This is a genomic window from Streptococcus sp. AS20 (genome assembly GCF_000524255.1).
In the GTDB taxonomy this organism is placed as follows: Bacteria; Bacillota; Bacilli; order Lactobacillales; family Streptococcaceae; genus Streptococcus; species Streptococcus constellatus.
The window spans coordinates 57,938-82,813 of the sequence record NZ_JANS01000009.1 but is presented as its reverse complement, the minus strand read 5'-3'; the positions used below and the strand labels follow the sequence as shown (position 1 = coordinate 82,813).

General features: G+C 37.5%; 27 protein-coding genes. 23 read left to right on the top strand and 4 right to left on the bottom strand.

The features are described 5' to 3' along the window. The first annotated feature begins 8 nt into the window (after positions 1-8). From HMPREF1514_RS04915 to HMPREF1514_RS04895, 5 genes are all read left to right on the top strand, one after another. Positions 9-2,681, top strand: coding sequence for a valine--tRNA ligase (locus HMPREF1514_RS04915; RefSeq protein ID WP_037597700.1), 2,673 nt, complete (start codon positions 9-11; stop codon positions 2,679-2,681). Beyond that, the gene (locus HMPREF1514_RS04910; protein WP_003028388.1) at positions 2,665-3,054 is read left to right on the top strand and encodes a hypothetical protein; all 390 of its coding nucleotides are present in this window, start codon (positions 2,665-2,667) and stop codon (positions 3,052-3,054) included. The genes HMPREF1514_RS04915 and HMPREF1514_RS04910 overlap by 17 nt, the downstream gene beginning before the upstream one ends. Before the next feature lie 75 nt (positions 3,055-3,129). After that, positions 3,130-3,447 carry a hypothetical protein gene (locus HMPREF1514_RS04905; RefSeq protein WP_037597697.1) on the top strand — a complete coding sequence of 106 codons (318 nt, stop codon included), beginning with the start codon at positions 3,130-3,132 and terminating at the stop codon, positions 3,445-3,447. A gap of 65 nt (positions 3,448-3,512) precedes the next feature. Further along, the gene (locus tag HMPREF1514_RS04900) at positions 3,513-3,698 is read left to right on the top strand and encodes a hypothetical protein (protein ID WP_156921872.1); all 186 of its coding nucleotides are present in this window, start codon (positions 3,513-3,515) and stop codon (positions 3,696-3,698) included. A gap of 77 nt (positions 3,699-3,775) precedes the next feature. Further along, on the top strand, positions 3,776-5,062 hold the full coding sequence (locus HMPREF1514_RS04895) for a hypothetical protein (RefSeq protein ID WP_037597691.1): 1,287 nt from the start codon (positions 3,776-3,778) through the stop codon (positions 5,060-5,062). 377 nt (positions 5,063-5,439) lie between these two features. On the opposite strand, the gene cysK is transcribed toward HMPREF1514_RS04895, so the two are convergent. Beyond that, on the bottom strand, positions 5,440-6,369 hold the full coding sequence (gene cysK, locus HMPREF1514_RS04890) for a cysteine synthase A (RefSeq protein ID WP_037597689.1): 930 nt from the start codon (positions 6,367-6,369) through the stop codon (positions 5,440-5,442). A gap of 99 nt (positions 6,370-6,468) precedes the next feature. Further along, positions 6,469-7,104 carry a YigZ family protein gene (locus HMPREF1514_RS04885; RefSeq protein ID WP_037597688.1) on the bottom strand — a complete coding sequence of 212 codons (636 nt, stop codon included), beginning with the start codon at positions 7,102-7,104 and terminating at the stop codon, positions 6,469-6,471. Between the two features lie 56 nt (positions 7,105-7,160). Here HMPREF1514_RS04885 and HMPREF1514_RS04880 point away from each other — a divergent pair, with 56 nt between their 5' ends. The 9 genes from HMPREF1514_RS04880 to HMPREF1514_RS04840 all read left to right on the top strand — a co-directional run bounded on the left by HMPREF1514_RS04880 (position 7,161) and on the right by HMPREF1514_RS04840 (position 14,476). Beyond that, positions 7,161-8,462, top strand: coding sequence for a DEAD/DEAH box helicase (locus tag HMPREF1514_RS04880; protein ID WP_037597687.1), 1,302 nt, complete (start codon positions 7,161-7,163; stop codon positions 8,460-8,462). Continuing rightward, positions 8,459-9,124 (top strand): ComF family protein, encoded by a 666-nt coding sequence (locus tag HMPREF1514_RS04875; RefSeq protein WP_003043136.1) that lies wholly within the window; start codon positions 8,459-8,461, stop codon positions 9,122-9,124. Before HMPREF1514_RS04880 ends, HMPREF1514_RS04875 begins: the two co-directional genes overlap by 4 nt. A 78-nt stretch (positions 9,125-9,202) precedes the next feature. Beyond that, complete coding sequence (gene hpf / locus HMPREF1514_RS04870; protein WP_003032381.1) at positions 9,203-9,745, top strand: ribosome hibernation-promoting factor, HPF/YfiA family; 543 nt, start codon at positions 9,203-9,205, stop codon at positions 9,743-9,745. 197 nt (positions 9,746-9,942) lie between these two features. Next, complete coding sequence (gene rsmD / locus HMPREF1514_RS04865; RefSeq protein ID WP_037565796.1) at positions 9,943-10,482, top strand: 16S rRNA (guanine(966)-N(2))-methyltransferase RsmD; 540 nt, start codon at positions 9,943-9,945, stop codon at positions 10,480-10,482. Then, the gene (coaD, locus tag HMPREF1514_RS04860; RefSeq protein ID WP_037597684.1) at positions 10,472-10,969 is read left to right on the top strand and encodes a pantetheine-phosphate adenylyltransferase; all 498 of its coding nucleotides are present in this window, start codon (positions 10,472-10,474) and stop codon (positions 10,967-10,969) included. The genes rsmD and coaD overlap by 11 nt, the downstream gene beginning before the upstream one ends. Then, positions 10,950-12,005: a SepM family pheromone-processing serine protease gene (locus tag HMPREF1514_RS04855; protein WP_037597682.1), complete on the top strand. Its 1,056-nt coding sequence runs from the start codon at positions 10,950-10,952 to the stop codon at positions 12,003-12,005. The genes coaD and HMPREF1514_RS04855 overlap by 20 nt, the downstream gene beginning before the upstream one ends. Positions 12,006-12,291: 286 nt before the next feature. Further along, positions 12,292-12,849, top strand: coding sequence for a YutD family protein (locus HMPREF1514_RS04850; protein WP_003070172.1), 558 nt, complete (start codon positions 12,292-12,294; stop codon positions 12,847-12,849). A gap of 33 nt (positions 12,850-12,882) precedes the next feature. After that, complete coding sequence (rlmN, locus tag HMPREF1514_RS04845) at positions 12,883-13,965, top strand: 23S rRNA (adenine(2503)-C(2))-methyltransferase RlmN (protein WP_037597681.1); 1,083 nt, start codon at positions 12,883-12,885, stop codon at positions 13,963-13,965. Next, complete coding sequence (locus HMPREF1514_RS04840; protein ID WP_003070167.1) at positions 13,958-14,476, top strand: VanZ family protein; 519 nt, start codon at positions 13,958-13,960, stop codon at positions 14,474-14,476. The genes rlmN and HMPREF1514_RS04840 overlap by 8 nt, the downstream gene beginning before the upstream one ends. On the opposite strand, the gene HMPREF1514_RS04835 is transcribed toward HMPREF1514_RS04840, so the two are convergent. After that, positions 14,471-15,145, bottom strand: coding sequence for a prepilin peptidase (locus tag HMPREF1514_RS04835; RefSeq protein WP_037597678.1), 675 nt, complete (start codon positions 15,143-15,145; stop codon positions 14,471-14,473). The two genes, HMPREF1514_RS04840 and HMPREF1514_RS04835, sit on opposite strands and share 6 nt — an antisense overlap. Positions 15,146-15,295: 150 nt before the next feature. Here HMPREF1514_RS04835 and HMPREF1514_RS04830 point away from each other — a divergent pair, with 150 nt between their 5' ends. The 3 genes from HMPREF1514_RS04830 to HMPREF1514_RS04820 all read left to right on the top strand — a co-directional run bounded on the left by HMPREF1514_RS04830 (position 15,296) and on the right by HMPREF1514_RS04820 (position 16,686). Further along, complete coding sequence (locus tag HMPREF1514_RS04830; protein ID WP_037597674.1) at positions 15,296-15,823, top strand: Dps family protein; 528 nt, start codon at positions 15,296-15,298, stop codon at positions 15,821-15,823. Positions 15,824-16,087: 264 nt separating this feature from the next. Further along, the gene (locus tag HMPREF1514_RS04825; protein WP_003070161.1) at positions 16,088-16,312 is read left to right on the top strand and encodes a YqgQ family protein; all 225 of its coding nucleotides are present in this window, start codon (positions 16,088-16,090) and stop codon (positions 16,310-16,312) included. Then, the gene (locus HMPREF1514_RS04820) at positions 16,306-16,686 is read left to right on the top strand and encodes a rhodanese-like domain-containing protein (protein WP_003070160.1); all 381 of its coding nucleotides are present in this window, start codon (positions 16,306-16,308) and stop codon (positions 16,684-16,686) included. The genes HMPREF1514_RS04825 and HMPREF1514_RS04820 overlap by 7 nt, the downstream gene beginning before the upstream one ends. Before the next feature lie 20 nt (positions 16,687-16,706). Here the strand turns inward: HMPREF1514_RS04820 and HMPREF1514_RS04815 are convergent, their stop codons facing one another. Next, positions 16,707-17,432, bottom strand: coding sequence for a 16S rRNA pseudouridine(516) synthase (locus HMPREF1514_RS04815; protein ID WP_037597671.1), 726 nt, complete (start codon positions 17,430-17,432; stop codon positions 16,707-16,709). Between the two features lie 180 nt (positions 17,433-17,612). Here HMPREF1514_RS04815 and typA point away from each other — a divergent pair, with 180 nt between their 5' ends. From typA to ftsA, 6 genes are all read left to right on the top strand, one after another. Continuing rightward, positions 17,613-19,454, top strand: a complete 1,842-nt coding sequence (gene typA / locus HMPREF1514_RS04810; RefSeq protein WP_003070156.1) for a translational GTPase TypA — start codon at positions 17,613-17,615, stop codon at positions 19,452-19,454. Positions 19,455-19,518: 64 nt separating this feature from the next. Next, positions 19,519-19,797, top strand: a complete 279-nt coding sequence (locus HMPREF1514_RS04805; RefSeq protein ID WP_003070154.1) for a DUF3165 family protein — start codon at positions 19,519-19,521, stop codon at positions 19,795-19,797. 79 nt (positions 19,798-19,876) lie between these two features. Next, a complete protein-coding gene (gene murD, locus HMPREF1514_RS04800) occupies positions 19,877-21,229 on the top strand; it encodes a UDP-N-acetylmuramoyl-L-alanine--D-glutamate ligase (protein ID WP_037597669.1) in 1,353 nt (450 codons plus the stop codon). A gap of 1 nt (position 21,230) precedes the next feature. Continuing rightward, complete coding sequence (locus HMPREF1514_RS04795) at positions 21,231-22,301, top strand: UDP-N-acetylglucosamine--N-acetylmuramyl-(pentapeptide) pyrophosphoryl-undecaprenol N-acetylglucosamine transferase (protein WP_037597668.1); 1,071 nt, start codon at positions 21,231-21,233, stop codon at positions 22,299-22,301. Next, positions 22,298-23,356: a cell division protein FtsQ/DivIB gene (locus HMPREF1514_RS04790; RefSeq protein ID WP_037597667.1), complete on the top strand. Its 1,059-nt coding sequence runs from the start codon at positions 22,298-22,300 to the stop codon at positions 23,354-23,356. The genes HMPREF1514_RS04795 and HMPREF1514_RS04790 overlap by 4 nt, the downstream gene beginning before the upstream one ends. A 122-nt stretch (positions 23,357-23,478) precedes the next feature. Next, on the top strand, positions 23,479-24,864 hold the full coding sequence (gene ftsA / locus HMPREF1514_RS04785; RefSeq protein ID WP_003032354.1) for a cell division protein FtsA: 1,386 nt from the start codon (positions 23,479-23,481) through the stop codon (positions 24,862-24,864). Positions 24,865-24,876: the final 12 nt, after the last annotated feature.

Below are 24,876 nucleotides of genomic sequence, written 5' to 3'. Positions count from 1 at the left end.
GAACTAAAATGACACAACTTTCACCAAAATACAATCCAGCTGAGGTTGAGGCTGGGCGCTATCAGAAATGGCTTGATGAGGATGTTTTTAAACCGTCAGGCGATGAAAAAGCGCACCCTTACTCTATCGTGATTCCACCACCAAATGTGACGGGGAAATTACACCTTGGTCACGCTTGGGACACGACTTTGCAGGATATTATTATCCGCCAAAAGCGCATGCAGGGCTTTGATACGCTCTGGCTGCCGGGGATGGACCACGCTGGTATTGCCACACAGGCCAAAGTAGAAGCTCGCTTGGCTGAAGATGGCATTTCCCGTTATGACCTTGGTCGTGAGAAATTCTTGGATAAGGTCTGGGAATGGAAGGACGAATATGCGGCAACCATTAAAGAACAGTGGGGCAAGATGGGGATTTCCGTTGATTATTCGCGGGAACGTTTCACCCTTGATGAAGGCTTATCCAAAGCGGTCCGCAAGGTTTTCGTAGAACTCTATAAAAAAGGTTGGATTTACCGTGGCGAATTCATTATCAACTGGGACCCTAAGGCCCGCACAGCTTTGTCCGACATCGAAGTCATCCATAAGGATGTGGAAGGTGCCTTCTACCATATGAATTATATGTTGGAAGATGGCTCGCGCAGTTTAGAGGTTGCGACAACTCGTCCAGAGACCATGTTTGGGGATACGGCTGTTGCTGTCCATCCAAATGATGAGCGTTACAAAGATTTAATTGGGCAAAATGTTATCTTGCCAATTGTTAACAAGCTGATTCCAATCGTAGCAGATGAACATGCTGACCCTGAGTTTGGAACAGGTGTGGTTAAAATCACACCTGCCCATGATCCTAACGACTTCCTCGTTGGTCAGCGTCACAATCTGCCTCAAGTCAATGTCATGAACGATGACGGAACCATGAACGAACTGGCTGGCGAATTTGCTGGCATGGATCGTTTTGAAGCTCGCAAAGCAACTGTTAAAAAGCTAGAAGAAATTGGTGCTCTTGTCAAAATCGAAAAACGTGTTCACAGTGTTGGTCACTCAGAGCGGACTGGCGTTATGGTCGAGCCACGTTTGTCTACCCAGTGGTTTGTCAAGATGGACCAATTGGCTAAGAATGCCATTGCCAACCAAGATACTGATGACAAAGTGAAATTCTACCCACCACGTTTCAACGATACTTTCCTTCAATGGATGGAAAATGTTCACGACTGGGTCATTTCCCGTCAACTCTGGTGGGGCCACCAAATCCCTGCTTGGTACAATGCAGATGGCGAAATCTATGTGGGCGAAGAAGCGCCAGAAGGTGATGATTGGACGCAAGATGAAGATGTCCTTGACACATGGTTTAGTTCAGCTCTATGGCCATTCTCAACTATGGGTTGGCCTGACACAGAAGCAGAAGACTTCAAACGTTACTTCCCAACGTCAACATTAGTAACTGGTTACGATATCATCTTTTTCTGGGTATCACGTATGATTTTCCAATCATTGGAATTCACAGAACGCCGTCCATTTGAAAACGTTCTTATCCACGGTCTTATCCGTGACGAGCAAGGACGCAAGATGTCTAAGTCACTTGGTAACGGTATTGACCCAATGGATGTTATTGAAAAATATGGTGCTGACGCGCTTCGTTGGTTCTTATCAAACGGTTCTGCACCGGGTCAAGACGTGCGTTTCTCTTATGAAAAGATGGATGCTGCCTGGAATTTCATTAACAAAGTTTGGAACATTTCCCGCTATATTCTCATGAACAATGACGGTTTGACCCTTGACCAAGCTAGCCAGAATGTTGCTTTGGTAGTAGAGGGAAAAGCTGGGAACGTCACTGATTGCTGGATTCTTCATAATCTCAATGAAACCATTGCCAAAGTCACCGAAAATTTCGACAAGTTCGAATTCGGTATAGCTGGTCATATTCTTTACAACTTCATCTGGGATGAATTTGCTGACTGGTACGTTGAATTGACGAAAGAAGTACTTTACAGCGACAATGAAGACGAAAAAGTTATCACTCGTTCTGTTCTTCTTTACACACTTGATAAGATTTTGCGCCTCCTTCACCCAATCATGCCATTTGTTACAGAAGAAATCTTCGGTCAATACGCAGATGGTTCGATCGTGACAGCAGCTTATCCAACTGTTAATCCTGCTTTTGAAAATCAAACGGCGCATTCTGGCGTAGAAAGTCTGAAAGACCTGATCCGTGCTGTCCGTAACGCACGTAGTGAAGTGAATGTTGCCCCAAGCAAACCAATCACAATCCTTGTGAAAACAAGCGACAGCGAATTAGAAGCATTTTTCAATGCTAATGTCAACTACATCAAGCGCTTCACCAATCCAGAACATTTGGAAATCGCGGAGGACCTTGCTGTGCCAGAACTAGTCATGTCCAGCATCATCACAGGAGCAGAAATCTATCTGCCTCTCGCTGACTTGCTCAATGTTGAAGAAGAACTAACCCGCCTTGACAAAGAACTTGCTAAATGGCAAAAAGAATTGGATATAGTTGCACGCAAACTTGGCAACGAAAAATTCGTCGCTAACGCCAAACCAGAAGTCGTCCAAAAAGAACGCGACAAACAAGCCGACTACCAAGCTAAGTATGATGCGACACAAGAACGTATCGAAGAGATGAGGAAATTGGAGGAGAGAGTAGTAAGTGAAGAATTTAGTTGAGTTGATAACAATCTTATTGGGATTATTTACTCTAATTTTTGGAATTCTACAATATTTTTGGCAAAAAAGGTTCGATGAAAAATTACGCGTCTATAAAAATTATCTTGAAGTAGTCGCATTATCAACTTTATCACCAGAAAAGCAGACTAAAATTCAATTAGTACAAAAACACATTCTTGCAAAACAAGAATTAGTTCTCTATGCTCCTAAAGAAATTGTAGAATTAGCAGGAAAAATTGAACCTATAAATTTTACTGAAAGTAATGAACAAAAATATTTGGAATATTTAAAGTTAATCAATTTTATGAGATTAGATTTGCAAAGATTTAATAAAAACATTTCAGAGGAATCCCTTAGAAAATTACTTGGTTAGCGAATTTTATAAGCACAGTCGAAAGGCTGTGTTTTATGGTATAATGGAATAAAAATGATTATAGGAGGTTAGAAAATGGATGAAGATATTGCATATCAAATTTTAAACAAACATCAAAATCAATATTACTCAGAAGATGGGCAGTTTGTGGTTGAATATACATATTTTCCTATAGGAAGAAGGGGGAAGGAGTTTTTAGACGCTTTCAATTTAATTTTTGGTCAGCATGGAAAGACAGTCACTTTTAATGATATCGAATATAAAGTAGTCAATGGAAGATATGGATTTTATGATGGCGGAGTAATCGATAGTTTTTTAAGTGTCCATTATGCTAGAGCATATTTAAAAGAACCTACTCAAGTTAGGGTATCGGCTGATCGGCTGGTGAGGTAACGGTTTCTGCTAATCAAGTGACAATTTATAGTGATTCGATTGCACAAATTAAAGCTGAGCGATTTATGTATGCAGATGAATTAAATAATACTCAATTACTTAATGTGTTGAATCAGATCCTTGAAGAATTAGAAGCAGAAAAAGGTCCATCTGATGAAAATCTAAAATTCTTGAAAAATGTTGCGAGATCAACTTCAGAGTTAGCTGGATTTGCAGCAAATATAATTACCATTCTAAGTCCCTTTTTATAATGTCATAATAGAAATTCACGATCTAAAGGTCGTGTTTTTTGGTATAATGAACTTAAATTAATAGAGGTGGTTAAATATTGTTTAAAAAGAGTTTCAAAATTTTATTGTATTTCTTTGTTATTGTGGTAGCTATTCTTTTACCGTTATTCAGAAACCAGAATCCCTTTATCACAAATATATATAACTTTATATCCATGGCAAATAAAGACTACTATGGAGTTGTTCTGTCAGCTTTAACAATCATTGTAACTTTCTTGATTTTTAACAGTCAAAATGAGAAAGAAAAAAAGTTACGTTTTGAGGATGAGCAAAGAAGGAATGATCGTGAAGAAAACGAGTATCTCGAAAATAGAGAAAAGCGTTTTGCTTCAGTACGCCCCTATTTTATAATTGAAAAAGATAATGCTGCAGCAAAAGCAAAAATTAAATTTTTTATGGAAGACAATGTTCCATTAGAAAATATTTTGGTTTGTGAAAGAAGATTATCTGATAGAGAAGCTGGAGTTAGAACACAGATTATAGGAACAAAAAACTCAGGTGACTACCTTTATGAATTTTCTTTAAAAGACTTAGAAATGATAGTAGTGAAATGTACAACATATTTTAACGAAGAGATCTATTTTCAATATTACACAGGAGATATAACGATTCATTATCGTATAGTTGAGAATAATGAAGATCTAAATTATAGTAAAAATTTAGGACGGTCATATCTTTCAGATTATTTAATTGAGAAAGAAGAAAATTACGAGCCCAAAGATGAGAACACAGAGATATACAAACAAAATATTTATAGTATTGCTTGGGAAAGAGTTGCAAAGAAACGTTTTTCTCAATATAGATTCCAGATTTTAGGGTCAATTGTAGCGGATAGAATTTTTACAGGGAATAAAAATTTAGAAATAGTTGGCGTAATTGAAAAGGATAGTGTAGGAGATATACTAGGTAGCTCGATTACTTATTTAAGGGAACATAAAGAAGATTTTTCAAATGAAACTATTATTGAGCTATTAGAAATAATAAAAAGATATCTTAATGACTATTGGTATACTAAATGTACAGAGCTTAGTAAGGAAAGAAAAGATTATTTCAAAGGAAATTTGACTAATGCCATATTTCTAAAAAAATACAGTCCTCTTTTTGAAAAATCAGTTGATGCTAAACTTATGACGAATTATGCTGATGATCTAATTTCATTTGCTAAAAAGGATCAGTTTAGTGATTATCTGTTTAGAAATTTAGAAGTATATTTAGAAGAAAATGTTACAATAGCCAATGGAAGGATTGGTTATGAAAATGAAGTTAACTTAGTGTATAACGAAATTCGTTCAAAGATAAAACAAATACTTTCTAAGACATTATAAATACATATAAGGAAAAAGAGGTGGCTAATTTTAAAGGTTAGTTTATTCTGTTTAAAACTTTTTCAATACAAGTGAGTTTTTCTGTATACTAGTTCTTTTAATTCTGACAATGATAGTAACTAAAAGTTGATCGGTTTAAAAGAATTTACAAAAGGACTATTTTCTTACTGATATAATAAATACTTACGTCAACATCTGAGATCAGAAAGGTTCTTACTTAGTTATACATTTTAGGTGGAGTATCTGAAATAAGAAAGTTACCAACATCTTCCAATATCCCCACCCATCAAAAAAAGAACAGCTCTATCATTGAGTTGTTCTTTTTAAATTGTTATCAAATCCAAATTTAAAGTTTGTACATGTATATGCCTTGATTTCTAAACTTCAAAATTATAGAGAGCGGTTGATAGGTAGCGCTCGCCATTATCTGGAGCAAGAGCTAGGACTTTTTTGCCTGTGCCTAATTTTTTGGCTACTTCAAGTGCAGCATAGATAGCTGCGGCAGAAGAAATCCCTACAAGAAAGCCTTCTTGTCCACCGACACGGCGTCCAAGGTCAAGCGCTTGATCAGAGGTAACACGGACAATACCGTCATAAGCTTGAGTGTCCAGTGTTTCTGGAATAAAACCAGCTGAAATTCCTTGAATCTTGTGTGGTCCAGGATTTTCACCGGACAGGATAGCGGACTCATCGGCTTCAACTGCGTAAACTTGTATATTCGGATTGACTTTTTTGAGAGCGTGAGAAACGCCAGAAATTGTACCACCTGTGCCAACTCCTCCGACAAAGGCATCCAATCCTTTTTCACCGAAAGCAGAGATAATTTCTGCTCCTGTTGTTCTTTCGTGTACTTCAGGATTAGCTGGATTATTGAACTGTAGCGGCAGCCATCCGTTGCGTTCTTTGGCGATTTCTTCAGCTTTGGCAATCGCGCCTTTCATTCCCTCGCTTCCGGGAGTGAGCACCAATTCGGCGCCATAAGCTTGGATAATTTTGCGGCGTTCCACACTCATGGTTTCTGGCATAACAATAACGACCTTATAACCTTTAGCTGCACCGACCCAAGACAAACCGATTCCGGTATTTCCGCTGGTTGCTTCGACAATGGTTGCACCCGGCTGAATCAAGCCCTCTTGCTCAGCAGTCTCAATCATGCTAAGAGCAATGCGATCTTTGACGGATGACCCCGGATTGAAAGCTTCTAGCTTGACATAGACATCAGCAGCGCCTTCTGGAACCAGCTTGTTCAATTTCACGATAGGAGTATTTCCAATGAGTTCTGTAATGTTACGATAAATTTTTGCCATAAAATAATACCTCAATTCTGTTGATACAATCAGTATAAAACGAAAAAGAGTCTTTGTAAAATATAAAAAAACTATCAAGTTGATAGCTTTTTTTAATATTTAGGATAAAGAAATGGGAACCTCAACTTTCCGCAATCCCTGCTCAACAATGTCGATTTTTCCATTAAACAACTCAATCAACTCCTCTATAATGCTGTCCTTATCATCTTTATCAACAAAAATGGTCGTTTGGACTTGTTCTGTAAAGGATGTATCTTGTTCTTGTAAATGGTTAGCTTTAAGAAAATTGGGTAATTCTTGATATTGACTGTAAGAGAGAGCGATCCTCAGCCCAAGTTGTTCTTTTATATGGACGATCCCGATTTCTTTGATAGCTAAAGCAACGTTGCTGCTATACGCCCGAATAAGACCTCCTGCCCCTAGCTTGATACCACCAAAATAGCGTGTCACGACAGCACAGACATTAGTTAGTTGATGATTTTCTAAAACGCCTAACATAGGTACACCAGCGGTCCCACTTGGTTCTCCATCATCGCTACTTCGCTTCATTTCACTCCGCTCTCCTAATATAAAGGCAGAGCAGTTATGAGTAGCTTTGTAGTGTTCTTTTTTGACAGCCTGAATAAAATTTCGTGCTTCGTCCTCTGTTGTTACACGCTTGATGTGACAAATAAAGCGCGATTTTTTGATTTCTTCTTGGACTTGTCCGTCCTCTTTGATTGTTCTAAACTCCATATCTTCATTTTACAAAAAAACTTGTATTTTGCCAAAGTTTTTTCGAATAAATAGATATGATAGAATTACAAGATTGCTTAGGTCGTATGTTTACAAAAGCACAACTACCAGCAGAATTGCAATTATATGCGCAAACTTTACCAGCAATGAAAGAAGAAAAAGGGAAATTATGTTGCAATCGCTGTGGGCAAGCAGTTGATAAAGAAAGACACCAACTGCCAATAGGTGCTTACTACTGTAGATCCTGCTTGATCTTAGGAAGGGTCAGAAGTGATGAAGAACTCTATTATTTTCCACAGGAAGAGTTTCCTAAAGCGGATGTCTTAAAATGGCAAGGAACGTTAACAGAATTTCAAGCCAAGGTTTCTCAAGGACTTGTGGAGGCAGTTGCCAAGCGAAAAGATAGCTTGGTCCATGCAGTCACGGGAGCTGGAAAAACAGAAATGATCTATCAGGTGGTAGCACAAGTTATTGATCAAGGCGGGGCCGTCTGCTTGGCTAGCCCACGAATTGATGTCTGTTTAGAACTTTATCGTAGACTGAAAATAGATTTTGCTTGTGATATTTCACTTCTGCATGGCGAATCAGAAGCGTATTTTCGCAGTCCTCTTGTGATTGCCACAACGCATCAGCTTCTCAAATTTTACCGAGCATTTGATCTGCTCATCGTTGACGAAGTGGATGCCTTTCCTTATGTAGACAATCCAATGCTTTATCATGCGGTTCATCAAGCAGTCAAAGAACAAGGTACGAAAATTTTCTTGACAGCAACCTCCACAGATGAGCTGGACAAAAGAGTTAGCAAGGGAGAGTTGAGCCGCTTAAGTCTCCCTAGACGTTTTCATGGGAATCCTTTAATTGTTCCTCGAAAAGTTTGGCTGGCAGATTTTCAAAAATACCTTTGTCAAAAGAAGTTGGTTCCTAAATTAAGACAATTTCTGCAAAAGCAAAGAAAAACAGGTTTTCCTCTTCTCATTTTTGCTTCTGAGATTAAAAGAGGACAAGAATTTGCAGAGATTCTCCAAAACAATTTCCCTAATGAAAAAGTTGGCTTTGTAGCCTCAACGACTGAAAATCGACTAGATATTGTAGAGAAATTTCGTCAAAAGGATATCACAATTTTAGTAACAACGACGATTCTGGAACGTGGCGTGACTTTTCCTTGTGTAGATGTTTTTGTGGTGGAAGCTAACCATTGTCTGTTTAGTCGCAGCGCTTTGGTACAAATTGCTGGTCGTGTTGGTCGTAGTATGGAGCGACCAACAGGCGAGTTAATCTTTTTTCATGATGGTACAACTATGGCGATAGAAAAAGCTATTAAAGAAATTCGAGAGATGAATCAGGAGGCTGGTTTATGAATAACTGTCTGTTATGTGAAAGTCTACTTGATGAAAAGCTAACATTTTGTGATTTGCTGACTTTGAAGAAGCCCAAAGCAAAAGCTTGTGATGCCTGTTTTGAAAAATTCCAGCGTATTTCAGCGCAACATTGCCCTAAGTGCTATCGTGACGGAATAGATGAAATCTGCATAGACTGTGATGTGTGGACAAAGAAAGGAAAAGAAGTTTGCCATAAGAGTTGTTTTGTCTATAATGAAGCTATGAAAAACTTCTTTAGTCAATATAAATTTCAAGGAGATTATGCTCTTTCTTCTGTATTTACTGAAGTTTTGCATCAAGAATTAAAAAATTATAGCGATTATACACTCGTGCCAATTCCTGTGAGTGTAGAAAAGTATCAAGCAAGAGGGTTTAATCAAGTAACAGCTTTTCTTGAGGGTACAAAGTTGCAATTTAAGGAAATTTTAGAAAAATATGATACAATTGCTCAATCAAGCAAGATGAGAGAGGAGCGATTGCAGAGCCAGCAGTGCTTTAAAGTAAAAGACAAGGTTACACTTCCAGCAAAAATTCTTTTGATAGATGATATTTATACCACAGGAGCAACCTTACAACTTGCCAAAGATATTTTAGTGGAAGCGGGTGTGAAAGAAATTTTGACATTTTCATTAGCAAGATAACAAAAAATTTGCAAAAAAAAAATGAAAGCGTTATAATGAAGTAAAGAAAAACAAAATGCTTAGAAAGAAGGTACTTATATGATTAAATATAGTATCCGTGGTGAAAATCTAGAAGTAACAGAAGCGCTTCGTGATTACGTAGTTTCTAAACTTGAAAAAATCGAGAAATATTTCCAAGCTGATCAAGAATTGGATGCTCGTGTAAACTTGAAAGTATATCGTGAAAAGACAGCTAAGGTTGAAGTAACCATCCCACTTGGCTCTATCACTCTTCGTGCAGAAGATGTTTCCCAAGATATGTATGGTTCTATTGATTTGGTGACAGATAAAATTGAACGTCAAATTCGTAAAAATAAAACAAAAATTGAACGTAAAAACCGTAATAAAAAATCAACTAGTCAGTTATTTACAGATGCTGTTATTGAAGAAGTAGAAGCTGCACCTGCAAAAGTGGTACGTTCAAAACAAATCGACTTAAAACCAATGGATTTAGAAGAAGCTCTTCTTCAAATGGATTTATTGGGACATGATTTCTTCATCTATACTGATGTAGAAGACAACACAACCAATGTTCTCTATCGTCGTGAAGATGGTGACGTTGGCTTGCTTGAAGTGAGATAATCAATCGGTCCTCTGATTTATATCAGGGGATTTTTGTTTGGTTTGCAATTATCTTGAATTAATTGCAAAAAAACTGTATTGAGAAATCATCATATTTGAGCTGCATTCCAAAAGTAGGACAGAAAAAACAATTGATTTACAGCTATCACAGAAGAAAAACTGATACATTCTTTAGAGATTTTGTTATAATATTCTTTATGAGAGTTGTGGCAGGGAAATATGGGGGACGTCCTCTCAAAACGTTAGCAGGTAAAACGACTAGACCAACGACCGATAAAGTTAAGGGAGCTATCTTTAATATGATTGGTCCTTATTTTGATGGAGGGAGGGTTCTAGATTTGTATGCTGGAAGTGGTAGTCTCGCTATTGAAGCTATTTCGCGAGGCATAGCATCGGCTGTTTTGGTTGAAAAAGAGCGCAGAGCGCAAGCGATTATCAGCCAAAATATCAAGATGACTAAAGAAGAAAAGCGGTTTGAACTTCTTAAAATGGAGTCTAATCGAGCACTTGAATTACTAGCAGGGCAGTTTGACTTAGTTTTGTTAGATCCTCCGTATGCAAAAGAGCAGATTGCTGCAGATATTGAAAAATTGGCTGAACGAGAGCTTTTGAGTGATGATATACTGGTTGTTTGTGAGACAGACAAGTCGGTGGATTTACCAGAAGAAATCGCAGGGTTAGGTATCTGGAAGCAAAAAATATATGGAATTTCAAAGGTGACGGTTTATGTCAGATAAAATTGGATTATTTACGGGTTCTTTTGACCCGATTACAAAGGGGCATGTTGACTTGATTGAGCGAGCTAGCAAGCTCTTTGATTGTCTTTATGTTGGTATTTTTTATAATCTTGAGAAAACGAGTTTTTTTAGTATTGAAGCGAAAGAAAAAATGATAGCAGCTGCTCTAGTTCATTTGGATAATGTTAAAATTGTCATTTCTCATGACGAATTAGCAGTAGAAGTGGCACGAAGATTAGGAGTGACAACTTTTGTACGGGGATTACGGAATAGCCAAGATTTGGATTATGAGGGAAAGCTCAACTTTTTCAATCATGAATTGGCACCTGAATTGGATACCATCTTTTTGATTAGCAAACCAGCTTATCAGCATCTCAGCTCATCAAGAATTCGTGAATTGATTGCTTTTGAGCAAGATATTTCAAAGTATGTGCCCGAAAGTGTCGTAAAGGAGTTAAAGAAACAATATGGAAAAACCAAGAAATAAATTTAAAAAATGGCCGATAGTGGCTGTGGTAGGATTGGTTCTACTTTTCGTATCTTTTGTGGTTCCTCTTCCTTATTATATTGAGGTACCAGGTGGTGCGGCAGATGTTCGGCAAGTATTACGTGTAGATAATAAAGTGGATAAGGAAAAAGGTTCTTATAACTTTGTCACTGTTGGGATTCAGCATGCAACCTTTGCTCATTTGGTTTATGCTTGGTTGACTCCTTTTACAGATATTTATTCGGCGAAAGATCTGACTGGCGGAACTTCTGATAAAGAATATATGCGAATCAATCAATTTTATATGGAAACATCACAAAACTTAGCCAAATATCAAGGGTTAAAAAAAGCAGGCAAGGATATTAGCCTGAAATATTTAGGTGTCTATGTGTTGCAAGTTACCAAGAATTCAACCTTTAAAGGGATTCTAAATATTGCAGATACTGTGACAGGCGTGAATGATAAGACTTTCAACAGTTCAAAAGATTTGATTGATTATGTAGGCTCACAGAAAATTGGTAGCAAGGTCAAGGTGAACTATGTAGAAGACGGTCAGAAAAAATCTGCTATAGGTAAAATTATCAAACTTGAAAATGGGAAAAATGGAATTGGTATTAGCTTAATTGACCGAACAGAAGTCACAAGTAATATACCAATTGAATTTTCAACAGCTGGGATTGGTGGACCAAGTGCGGGTTTGATGTTTAGCTTGGCGATTTATACACAGATTGCAGACCCGACATTGAGAGATGGCAGAAATATTGCTGGGACAGGATCGATTGACCGTGAAGGAAAAGTTGGTGATATTGGTGGGATTGATAAAAAAGTTGTTTCAGCAGCTAAAAATGGCGCAGAAATTTTCTTTGCGCCAAATAATCCAGTTACCAGGGAAGTGAAAAAATCCAATCCTAAAGCGAAAACAAATTATGAGACAGCTTTGGCAGCTGCTAAAAAAATTAAAACTAAAATGAAAATTGTACCTGTCAAGACCTTGCAAGACGCAATTGATTACCTCAAAAGTACTAAAAAATCTTAAATAATGAAGAAAACTAAAAGAACCAGTTGGCAATATGAGACTGAGACGAAGGTCTTCAGTTTTAAAGAATACAATGCAATAGTTGAGTAATTTCTAATGTGCTGAGGCTATTAGCTTTTGCAGACTTACTCAACTTTGCCGGGGGTGAGGCGATAAAATCGATTTCTTACGAAATATCGATTTTTGTCCCATTCCCTTTTTTCATTCCATATTTCAACTGTCAAAAACACTTCTTTTTATGGTAAAATAAGATAATACAAGTAAATAACGTTTATAAAGGATAACTATGCGAAAAGAAATTGCACCTGAATTATATAATTACAATAAATTTCCTGGACCGGAATTTCGGCAAATAGGAACAAAAGTGATGGCTGAGACAATTGAATTTGATTTGGTGGACAACTACAAAGAAGGTTTTGATGTCACAGCTTTTAATCAGCGTTTTTCAGATATTTTAACAAAATTTGATTATATTGTTGGCGACTGGGGCAACGAGCAGTTGCGTTTGCGTGGATTTTATAAAGATGACAAGGCAAATGAAAGCGAGGAAAAAATCAGTCGCTTAGAAGATTATTTGTTAGAATACTGCAATTATGGCTGTGCTTATTTTGTCTTGGAAAATTTGAAACCGCGTCGAGCGTCCTTTGATAAAAAATCTCATCACAAAAAGGAAAATGAAATCAAACCACGCCGTTCTAAACAGGCTCGCTCCTATAAGGAGCAAGAGCAGCCGAAGCGTGAAAATCGTCAGCGTAGCAGACGCCAAAAACAGAGAACAAAAAGACAGAATGAGGGAAAGCAGCAGACAAACAATCAACGTCACTTTGTTATTCGTCAAAAATAGCAAAAACTGGGAGCTGGTATAGAGAGGAAGAACATGAAACCATCAATTTATAGTTTGACTCGTCAAGACTTGATAAATTGGATAGAAAGTAAAGGAGAAAAGAAATTTCGAGCTGTTCAGATTTGGGAGTGGCTCTATCGCAAACGAGTTCAGTCTTTTACAGAAATGACAAACATTTCAAAGGGTTTATTAGCAAAGTTAGAAGATGAATTTGTTGTCAATCCGCTAAAGCAAAGAGTGGTGCAGGAATCAGCAGACGGAACAGTGAAATATCTGTTTGAATTGCCAGATGGCATGTTGATTGAGACAGTTCTTATGCGGCAACATTACGGTCTTTCAGTCTGTGTAACCACGCAAGTGGGCTGCAATATTGGCTGTACTTTTTGTGCCAGCGGGCTGATTAAAAAGCAGCGTGACTTGAATAACGGAGAGATTATGTCTCAGATTATGTTGGTACAAAAATATTTTGATGAGCGAGGACACGGTGAGCGAGTTAGTCATATTGTGGTCATGGGGATTGGAGAGCCCTTTGATAACTATGACAATGTTCTCAAATTTGTGCGAACTGTCAATGATGACAAAGGTCTAGCCATTGGTGCTCGCCACATTACTGTTTCTACTTCAGGATTAGCGCATAAAATTCGTGATTTTGCAAATGAAGGAGTGCAGGTTAATTTAGCGGTTTCTCTTCATGCTCCTAATAATAATTTGCGTTCCAGCATTATGAAAATTAATCGTGCTTTTCCGATTGAAAAACTATTTGCGGCGATTGAATATTATATTGAAACGACCAACCGCCGAGTGACTTTTGAATACATTATGTTAAATAAAGTCAATGACGGAGTAGAGCAGGCACTGGAATTGGCTGAATTGCTCAAAAACATCAAGAAATTATCTTATGTCAACTTAATCCCCTATAATCCTGTTAGTGAACATGATCAATACAGTCGTAGTCCCAAGGAGCGTGTAATGGCTTTCTACGATACTCTGAAAAAGAATGGCATTAACTGTGTTGTTCGTCAGGAGCATGGTACGGATATTGATGCAGCTTGCGGTCAATTGCGCTCAAACACCATGAAGCAGGACAAGGAGAAAGCTCTTACCAAGCATGCTTAAATTGAACAATCTATTGAAAACAGATGGTGAATTAACCGTTAAGGGACGTACTTTTCTTACTTGGGGAAGCATTTTCTACATTTTATTATTATGTCTAATGTGTTTTCTCCCTCAAGTGCCAGAAAAGGGAATGGAGACGCCGGGGATTCAGCAGTTTGGTCGTATTGTAGTGCTTCTCATTCCTTTTAATTCTTTTATCAATCTTGGGCAAATTACTTCTTTCTTTCAATTAATTAAGGTTTTTGTGCAAAATATAATGAATATTTTTCTGCTTAGCCCACTGATTTTTCAACTTCTCTGGCTTTTTCCTAAGATGAGGAGCGCTAAGCGTGTGCTATTTGCCAGTTTTTCAATGAGCTTGTTTATCGAATGCACCCAGATTTTACTAGATATTTTAATTGATGCCAATCGTGTTTTTGAAATAGATGACTTATGGACAAATACATTAGGCGGATATCTAGCTTTTCTATTTTATAAATTTTTGGTAAAGCAACTCTCAAATAAATCATAAGGCATTTTGGTGAAGAACGATAAATTGTATCATTATCAGGATACTGCTACCACAGAAAAGACAGGGAACAAAGGCTAACCTGTCTTTTTTTGATTTTAAACCAAAAAGGAGCAGACCAATGATACTAGCAATTTGAATAATGAGAAGAACTTCAGTCAGATGAAAAATAGTTGAGCAAGATGCCAGAAAAAGAAAGTCTCCTGCACCGATACGTAAATCAACGAAGTGAGTCAAAATCCCAAGTGCTAAAAAAGCAACCATTAAAAGATTGAAGCTTGTCAAAAAAAGGAGAAAAATATGGAAGATTAACCAAATGAGGAGAGGATATTCTTGTTCTCTTTGATCATAAAGGGATAAGGTCATTCCCATTGCAAGCAAAACGAGCCGGTTGATGTTTAGATAACCTAAAGATGTTGCAAGAAAGAGACAGCCACCAGTTAGTTCTAGAAGGATGTAACGGATGGGAATTTTTGAGTTGCAAAAACGGCAACGCAGCCGATTGATAAGCTGTGAAAGAACAGGAATTAAATCACGAGGTGCTAATTTCTGTCTACAAACGTTGCAATGACTAGCAGGTGTGATAATAGACTGCTCAGGAAAGCGATCAACGACCAGTCCTAAAAAGGAAGCTACAATACTTCCAACCAAGAAAAAATAAAAATGAATCATACTTTTTTATTCGTAAATTATTCTAAAAAATTGCAACTTCTCTAATAAAAGAAATTTATGAGTTTAATTAGTTGACTTTCTTATTTAGAAACATTATAATTAAATTATAATAAAAATTAGAATCATTCTAAATAAAGTGAGGTAAAGAAAATGATTAAAGTAAACAACGAAGCAGTCAAGGATGTTGCAACTTTCTCAAGTGTTGGATCTTTGAATAAGTCTCTTCCCAAAACAAAAGTGGTATTGAACCAAGCGGTAGCAGATTTATACACTGCTCGTATTGCTCTTCACCAAGTACATTGGTACATGCGTGGAGCTGGTTTCATGGTTTGGCATCCTAAGATGGATGAATATATGGAATCCTTGGATACAACTTTGGATGAAGTGAGTGAACGTTTGATTACTCTGGGTGGAACTCCATATTCAACTTTGAGTGAATTCATCCAACACAGCAATATTGAAGAAAAAGAAGGAAAATTTAGCAAGAGTGTCGAAGAAAGTTTGGAACGTGTCATCGAAATCTTCCGTTACTTGGTGAAGCTTTACCAAGAAGCTTTGGACGTAACAGATGAAGAAGGAGATGATGTAACGAACGATATTTTTGTCGGTGCTAAAGCTGATCTTGAAAAGAATATCTGGATGTTAACGGCTGAAATTGGACAAACTCCAGGAGTGTAAGCAAATATTTGAGAATAGAAAATAAAATTTTAAAATCTTTTAAAGTTTAAGATAAATTTAAGGAGGTAGCGTTATACTAATACCATCAGATGAAGACCTCCTAACTTTATTTGATAAAAATCCTAAACTTTTCTTTTTCATAATAATCTCCCTATAGAAGTCACCAAATTCGGTGGCTTTTTTGTCTGTTTTTGAATGCTTAAAGAGATAAACATCCTCTTTTTAACCTTGAAATACTCTTAAAATTCTGGTAAAATAAGGCTCATGAAAACACTTTATGATGTACAGCAATACCTCAAAAGTTTTGGCATTATTATCTATATGGGGAAGCGCTTGTATGATATTGAAATGATGAAAATTGAGCTAGAGAGGATTTACGATGCAGGCTTGATAGAAAAACTAGACTATCTAGAAGCTGAAAGCATCTTACGAAGAGAGCATCGATTAGAATTACAATATTTGAAAAAGAATGAGGAGAAAACATGTTAAACTGGATTTTATTGGCAATTATTGTTGGAATGTTAGGATGGATGGGCTTTAACTATGTACGTGTCCGTCGTGCGGCTAAAGTGGTAGATAATGCGGAATTTGGTGATATGATTCGTCAAGGTCAGTTGATTGATTTACGAGATCCAGCCGATTTTCGTCATAAACATATTTTAGGGGCACGAAATATTCCGTCACAGCAATTAAAAACAAGCTTAGGAGCGATTCGTAAGGACAAGGCTGTTTTACTATATGAAAATAGTCGTGGACAACGTGTGATGAATGCAGCTATTCTATTGAAAAAGCAAGGTTATCAAAATATTTACATCCTCTCTACAGGACTAGATGGATGGAAAGGAAAAGTTAAAAGTGAGTAATCTAAAAGGATTGCTCACTTTTAATAGCTTTTTTCTAGGTAGTGCTTCACTATTTCGAGTTCTGATTGGTTGAATGCTCGATATTCTCCTGCGGCTAAGTTTGGGTCTAACTCAAAAGCTCCAAAATGAGTCCGTTTAAGAGAAGTAACTTTAACACCGACAGTCAAAAACATTTTTTTGATTTGATGAAATTTTCCCTCAGAAATAGTGACTGTCGCAGTACTTTTGTTTGGAGTAGAAGAATGAATTGTAAGTAGAGCTGGTTTACAAATTGTTCCATCAAGAAAAACGATGCCCTTTTGAAAGGATTGCACTGCTCGGTCATCTAGGAGACCATTAACTTCAACCTCATATGTTTTTGTGACGTGATATTGAGGATGAAGCAGTTGAAAACCGAGTGGACCATTGTCAGTGATTAACAGCAATCCACAGGTATCTCGATCAAGTCGACCAACAGAATATAGGTCTTCATTGAAGTCTTCAGGTCTGATGAGATCCAGAACGGTTTGGTGTTTCCTATCGGAGTTAGCTGTCATGACACCAAGTGATTTATTCATCATAAAATACTGATGAGGCTTGCCCAGAACAGGTTGTTCTTCTAGCGTAATAGTCTGCAAGCCTGTATCAACATTTTGGCTAAGTTTTCGAGCAGGGCAGTCATCTACCAAGATTTTCTTTTTTAGGAGAGCTTGCTTCATTTTTTTACGGCTAATGTGAGCTTGAGCTAGTAGGACATCTAAACGCATATCATTTTCCTTGAATTTTTTCTTATCATACCATAATTTTTTGTGATAAGAAATGGAAATAAAATTGGAGAAGATTGATTTTTTAATGAAAACATTTACACCTGGTTTAACCGTGTTTTTTACCTCAATCTGTGATATAATTGTTCAGTTAGAAATAAAACATAAGATATAGAGGACAAAATGACAAAATTAAGAGAAGACATTCGCAATATCGCTATTATTGCTCACGTCGACCACGGGAAAACAACCTTGGTTGATGAGTTGCTTAAGCAATCACATACATTGGATGAGCGTAAAGAGTTGCAAGAACGAGCAATGGACTCCAACGATCTTGAAAAAGAACGCGGGATTACCATTCTCGCCAAGAACACAGCTGTTGCTTATAATGGTGTTCGCATCAATATTATGGATACGCCAGGGCACGCGGACTTTGGTGGAGAAGTTGAGCGGATCATGAAAATGGTTGATGGGGTTGTTCTAGTTGTTGATGCTTATGAAGGAACTATGCCACAAACTCGTTTTGTGTTAAAAAAAGCTTTAGAACAAGATCTTGTACCAATTGTAGTAGTAAATAAGATTGACAAACCATCAGCTCGTCCAGCGGAAGTCGTGGATGAAGTTCTTGAACTTTTCATTGAACTCGGTGCTGACGATGACCAATTAGATTTTCCAGTTGTTTATGCTTCAGCTATTAATGGGACATCTTCTATGTCAGATGATCCAGCTGACCAAGAACACACTATGGCACCACTTTTTGATACAATTATTGATCATATCCCAGCACCAGTTGATAACTCAGATGAGCCCCTTCAATTCCAAGTTTCTCTTTTGGACTACAATGACTTTGTGGGGCGTATCGGGATTGGTCGTGTTTTCCGCGGAACGGTGAAAGTTGGTGATCAAGTTACTCTTTCTAAACTAGATGGTACAACGAAAAACTTTCGTGTTACCAAGTTATTTGGTTTCTTTGGGCTAGAGCGTCGTGAAATTGACGAAGCCAAAGCGGGTGATTTGATTGCTGTATCTGGTATGGAAGATATCTTCGTTGGTGAAACCATTACTCCGACGGATGTGGTAGAACCATTGCCGATTCTTCACATTGACGAGCCAACACTGCAAATGACTTTCTTAGTGAACAATTCACCATTTGCTGGTCGTGAAGGGAAATGGGTAACGTCTCGGAAAGTTGAAGAACGCTTGCAGGCTGAATTGCAAACGGACGTTTCACTTCGTGTGGATCCGACTGACTCACCAGATAAATGGATTGTGTCAGGTCGTGGGGAATTACACTTATCAATCCTAATTGAAACCATGCGCCGTGAAGGCTATGAGTTACAAGTATCGCGTCCAGAAGTTATCGTCAAAGAAATTGACGGTGTGCAATGTGAACCATTTGAGCGTGTGCAAATTGACACTCCAGAAGAATATCAAGGTTCGGTTATCCAAAGTCTTTCTGAACGGAAAGGTGAAATGCTAGATATGGTATCAACAGGAAATGGACAGACTCGTTTGATTTTTCTTGTTCCTGCACGTGGTTTGATTGGGTACTCAACTGAATTCCTTTCTATGACGCGTGGTTACGGGATTATGAACCATACTTTTGACCAATACCTACCATTGATTCCAGGTGAGATTGGCGGTCGTCGTCGCGGAGCTCTTGTTTCGATTGATACAGGAAAAGCAACGACTTATTCAATCATGTCTATTGAGGAACGTGGAACCATTTTTGTCAATCCAGGTACAGAAGTTTACGAAGGAATGATTATTGGTGAAAATTCACGTGAAAACGACTTGACGGTCAATATTACAAAAGCCAAACAAATGACTAATGTACGTTCTGCAACGAAAGATCAAACAGCGGTTATAAAAACACCTCGTATTTTGACATTGGAAGAATCACTCGAATTTTTGAATGATGACGAATACATGGAAGTGACACCAGAATCGATCCGCTTGCGTAAACAAATTCTTGATAAAAATCAACGTGCCAAAGCTGCTAAAAAGAAAAAATCAGCTGAATAATGAAAGAACGATTTGCTTCGTTGCTAATATATTAAAGAAGCAAATAGGCTAGAAAGGAGCAGAAATGTTTTATTTAATCTTTGGAATTCTCATTCTATTATTTTACATTTTTGCTGCTCCGCAAAGCATTAAAGGGACTTTAAATGTAGTAGTTTTAGTGATTGCCCTAGTAGCCTTTATCATTTTATTAGGATTAGCAGTATTTCAAATTTTTCAATTACCGTCTGAATTTTTCATAGGAATTGCAATGATTGGCGTAGCATATTTTTCGCTACGTGATATTTCAAAATTGTCACAAAAAGATAAAAAAATATCGTTTCACTCAAAACTTCGTGACAGATAAGAATAAAAAGCCATAAAGGCTTTTTTATTTTCTGAAAAAAAGGTAAAATAGAGACAGAAGAATTAAAAAGAGGCGTGTTATGAAGCACATTACAAATTTTGCAAATAAGAAAGTTTTAGTTTTAGGCTTGGCCAAGTCTGGTGAATCTGCTGCTCGTTTATTAGATAAGTTAGGAGCGATTGTTACAGTGAATGACGGGAAGCCATTTGAGGAAAATCCTGCTGCTCAGTCTCTCCTTGAAGAAGGAATCAAAGTTGTAACAGGTGGGCATCCTTTGGAACTCTTGGATGAAGAGTTTGAATTGATGGTCAAAAATCCTGGTATTCGTTATGACAATCCTATGGTAGCAAGAGCTTTGGGAAATAAAATTCCAGTTATAACTGAAGTTGAACTGGCCTATTTGATTTCAGATGCTCCAATTATTGGGATTACGGGTTCTAATGGAAAAACAACGACGACAACAATGGTTGCGGAAGTTTTGACTGCAGGTGGTCAAAATGGTTTGCTTTCTGGGAATATTGGTTTTCCAGCCAGTCAAGTTGCAACAACTGCAACAAAAAATGATACTTTGGTCATGGAGTTGTCTTCTTTCCAACTCATGGGCATTGAAACCTTTCATCCAGAAATTGCAGTGATTACCAATCTGATGCCAACTCATATTGATTATCATGGCTCTTTTGAGGAATATGTAGCGGCTAAGTGGAACATTCAAAACAATATGACTAAAACAGATTTTCTTGTATTGAATTTCAACCAAACATTAGCGAAAGAGTTGGCTTCAAAGACACAAGCGACTGTCGTACCCTTTTCAACACAAGAAAGAGTAGATGGTGCCTACTTAGAGGGAAATGTTTTGATGTTTCGTGGGGAGGCAATTATGGCAGCTGATGAGCTTGGTGTGCCAGGGAGTCATAATGTTGAAAATGCCCTCGCAACTATTGCAGTTGCAAAATTACGTGGCATTGAAAATCAAGTCATCAAAGAAACATTAGCAGGTTTTGGTGGCGTTAAACACCGCCTTCAATATGTTGGTGAAATGAACCATGTAAAATTTTATAATGACAGCAAATCCACAAATATTCTAGCAACACAAAAAGCCTTATCTGGTTTTGAGAATAGCAAGGTTATCTTGATTGCTGGTGGACTGGATCGTGGCAACGAATTTGACGAATTGATCCCAGATATTCAAGGATTGAAGAAAATGATTATTCTTGGAGAATCCGCAGCACGTGTCAAGAGAGCAGCGGCTAAAGCAGATGTTAGCTATATTGATGCTACTGATGTGAAAGATGCAACTCGAAAAGCTTTTGCTGAAGCTCAAGCAGGCGACATTATTCTGCTCAGTCCTGCAAATGCTAGCTGGGACATGTATCCAAATTTTGAAGTTCGGGGCGATGAATTTATTACAACATTTGAAGAATTAAAGGGTTAAGATGAAAAAGATTATATTTACAGGTGGAGGAACAGTTGGTCATGTGACGCTAAACCTTTTGCTCATTCCAAAATTCCTAGACGCAGGCTGGCAAGTTCACTATATTGGTGACAAACATGGGATTGAATACAAAGAAATCCAGAAGTTGGGATTGAATATAACTTTTCATTCCATAGCGACAGGGAAACTACGCCGTTATTTTTCTTGGCAAAATATGCTGGATATTTTCAAAGTAACGTGGGGGATTTTACAATCTTTAGGGATTATGGTAAAAGTTCGTCCACAAGTTCTCTTTTCCAAAGGGGGGTTTGTATCGGTTCCTCCTGTCATTGCAGCGCGTTTATCTAGAGTACCAGTTTATGTGCATGAGTCAGACCTCTCGATTGGTTTAGCCAATAAAATTGCTTACAAATGTGCTACGAAAATGTATTCGACTTTTGAACAAGCTCATGCTTTGACAAAAATTGAACATGTAGGAGCTGTAACAAAAGTAGGAGAAAAAATTACTGCACCAAATGAGCAGATTCAAAGGATTCAGCAACATTTTGATAAAAATCTTCCGACCCTTCTGTTTGTTGGTGGATCGGCTGGTGCTAAGGTCTTTAATGATTTGGTAACGGAAAATAAAATAGAATTAACTCAGCACTACAATGTTATCAATTTATCAGGAGATGCTCATTTAGATGAATTATCCAATCATCTCTATCGGGTCGCCTATGTGACAGATCTCTATCAACCGTTGATGAACTTAGCAGATGTCGTTATAACACGTGGCGGATCTAATACTATTTTTGAGTTATTGGCTATGGCAAAACTCCATGTGATTGTTCCTTTGGGACGAGAAGCAAGTCGTGGTGATCAGATTGAAAATGCAGATTATTTTGTAAAAAAAGGCTATGCTAAGAAGTTGGACGAGGGTCAACTAAACTTTGAAAATCTACAAAAAGTGATTGCCGAAATGCTTGAGCGAAAAGAAATGTATGAACGAACCATGAAACAGTCTCAAGAAATAAAATCGTTAGATGAATTTTATAACCTTTTAACAAATGACATAGATAAAGGAAGAAAATGACAAAAAAGAAGCAAGAGGATCAGAAAGGACAAGAGACAGAAAAACTTTCTGAGTGGCAAAAAAGAAACAAGGAATATCTTGAAAAAAAAGCTCAAGAAGAAGCTGAAAAAGAGAAAGAACTGGCAGAGCAAAAAAAGCAGCATTTGCCAAATCCTGAGAAATTAGATGCAGGCGAGGAAGATGAAAAGCCAGAAGTAACATCTGATACTCAAAAAGCAGAATCAGAAGACTTGGAAGAATCCACTAGTACAGAGTTCTCTGAGGAAGAACAAGATAAGCCTCTTGATAAAACAGACTTGAGAAAAAAGAAGAAAGCAGAGCGCAAACAAACCAAACAAAATGAAAAAGAGACTAGAGAAAAAATTGCTCCTCGTCATGTTTACCGTGCTCTTCCAGTCTTGATTCTCAGTTCTGTTTTGTTGATTTTAGCTGTTTATTTTATAAGTCCCTATTCAAAATTAAAGAATATAGAGGTAACGGGCAATAAACAGCTTTCAAAAACAGAGGTGCTGGATGCTTCTAGTATTCAAAAAGAGGACTACACCTTGACAACCTATTTGAGCCAAAAAGCCCATGCTAAGAATATCAAACAGTCAAATTTATGGGCTGAAAAGGCAGAAATAACGTACCGGTTCCCCATTACATTCAAAATTAAAGTGACAGAATATAAAGTTGTCGCTTATGATTATTCTGGAGAGCAATATTTTCCAGTATTATCTAGCGGAGAAGAAATTGCTAACCCAGTTACTAAATCACAATTACCTAAAAGTTATATTAGACTTGATTTTTCAGATAAAGCTATGCTTAAGAAATTTGTGCGACAATTAGCAGGTATTTCCGATACGATCAAATCGGAAATTCAAACAGTTCAGCATACACCAAGTAAAGCGACCGAGGATTTGTTGACTCTCATGATGACAGATGGAAATAAAATTATAGTTCCTCTGTCAGAAGTGGCCAAAAAGCTACCTTATTATGAAAAAATTAAACCACAATTAACCGAAGCAAGTATTGTGGATATGGAAGCAGGGATATTTAGTTATCGAATTAGCTAAAATAATGCAGAAAATCTAACCACTTTTTAAATTTTTATGTTATAATATGCTTTGAATAACTATACTTTTTTGATAGTTAAATTGATAAGTGAGAAACTTGGTAAACAGAGAGGAATGGTCTAATGGCTAGAGATGGCTTTTTTACAGGATTAGATATCGGAACAAGCTCCATTAAGGTCTTGGTAGCAGAACACGTAAACAATGAATTAAATGTAATTGGGGTTAGTAACGCCAAAAGTGCTGGTGTCAAAGATGGTATCATTGTAGATATCGAAGCAGCAGCAAGTGCTATAAAGTCTGCAATTTCACAAGCAGAGGAAAAAGCAGGGATTTCAATTAAGTTGGTGAATGTTGGTTTGCCTGCTAACTTGTTGCAGATTGAAGCAACACAAGGTATGATTCCTGTGACAAGTGAAACGAAAGAAATTACAGATGCAGATGTTGAAAATGTTGTACGATCTGCTTTGACAAAAAGTATGACTCCAGACCGAGAAGTTATTACCTTTATTCCAGAGGAATTCATCGTAGATGGTTTTCAAGGAATTCGTGATCCTCGCGGAATGATGGGAATTCGTTTAGAAATGCGTGGTCTTCTATATACAGGTCCACGTACTATTCTTCATAATTTGAGAAAAACGGTTGAGCGTGCAGGAGTTCAAGTTGAAAACATTATCATTTCTCCGCTCGCTATGACAAAATCCGTTCTGAATGAAGGAGAGCGTGAGTTTGGTGCAACTGTCATTGATATGGGGGGCGGCCAAACAACTGCAGCTTCTGTTCGCAATCAAGAATTACAATTTACCAATATCTATCAAGAAGGTGGCGAATATGTTACAAAAGACATCTCTAAGGTTTTAAAAACATCTAAGAAGTTGGCAGAGAGCTTGAAGTTTAACTATGGAGAAGCATACGTACCTGCCGCTAGCAATGAGTCTTTCCAAGTGGAAGTAATTGGTGAAGTGGAACCAGTTGAAGTGACAGAGCGTTATTTAGCAGAAATTATTTCAGCGCGTGTTAAACATATCTTTGAACAAATCAAGCAAGATTTAGAGAGAAGACATTTATTAGAGCTTCCAGGTGGTATTGTTATTATTGGAGGCGGTGCGATTTTGCCGGGCGTGGTTGAATTGGCACAAGAAGTTTTCGGTGTTCCCGTTAAATTATATGTTCCAAATCAAATCGGTATTCGTAATCCAGCGTTTGCCCATGTTATTAGTTTATCAGAGTATGCAGGAAACTTATCTGAAGTGGATGTTCTAGCACAAGCTGCTGTTCATGGTGATGAACTTTTACGGCATCAGCCAGTTGAATTCTCTCGTTCAACACAGCAAAGTCAGTCGTTCAATCCGTTGCAACGCTTTACTCAACCACAACAGCCAACTGCGGCTTTGGTTGATGAAGCAGTAGAAGAAGTTGAACGTCCAGAACCACTTCCAACACAATCTCAACAGCCAAAAGAAAAATTGACAGATCGTGTTCGAAATCTGCTTGGTAATATGTTTGATTAAAGGAGAAGGTAA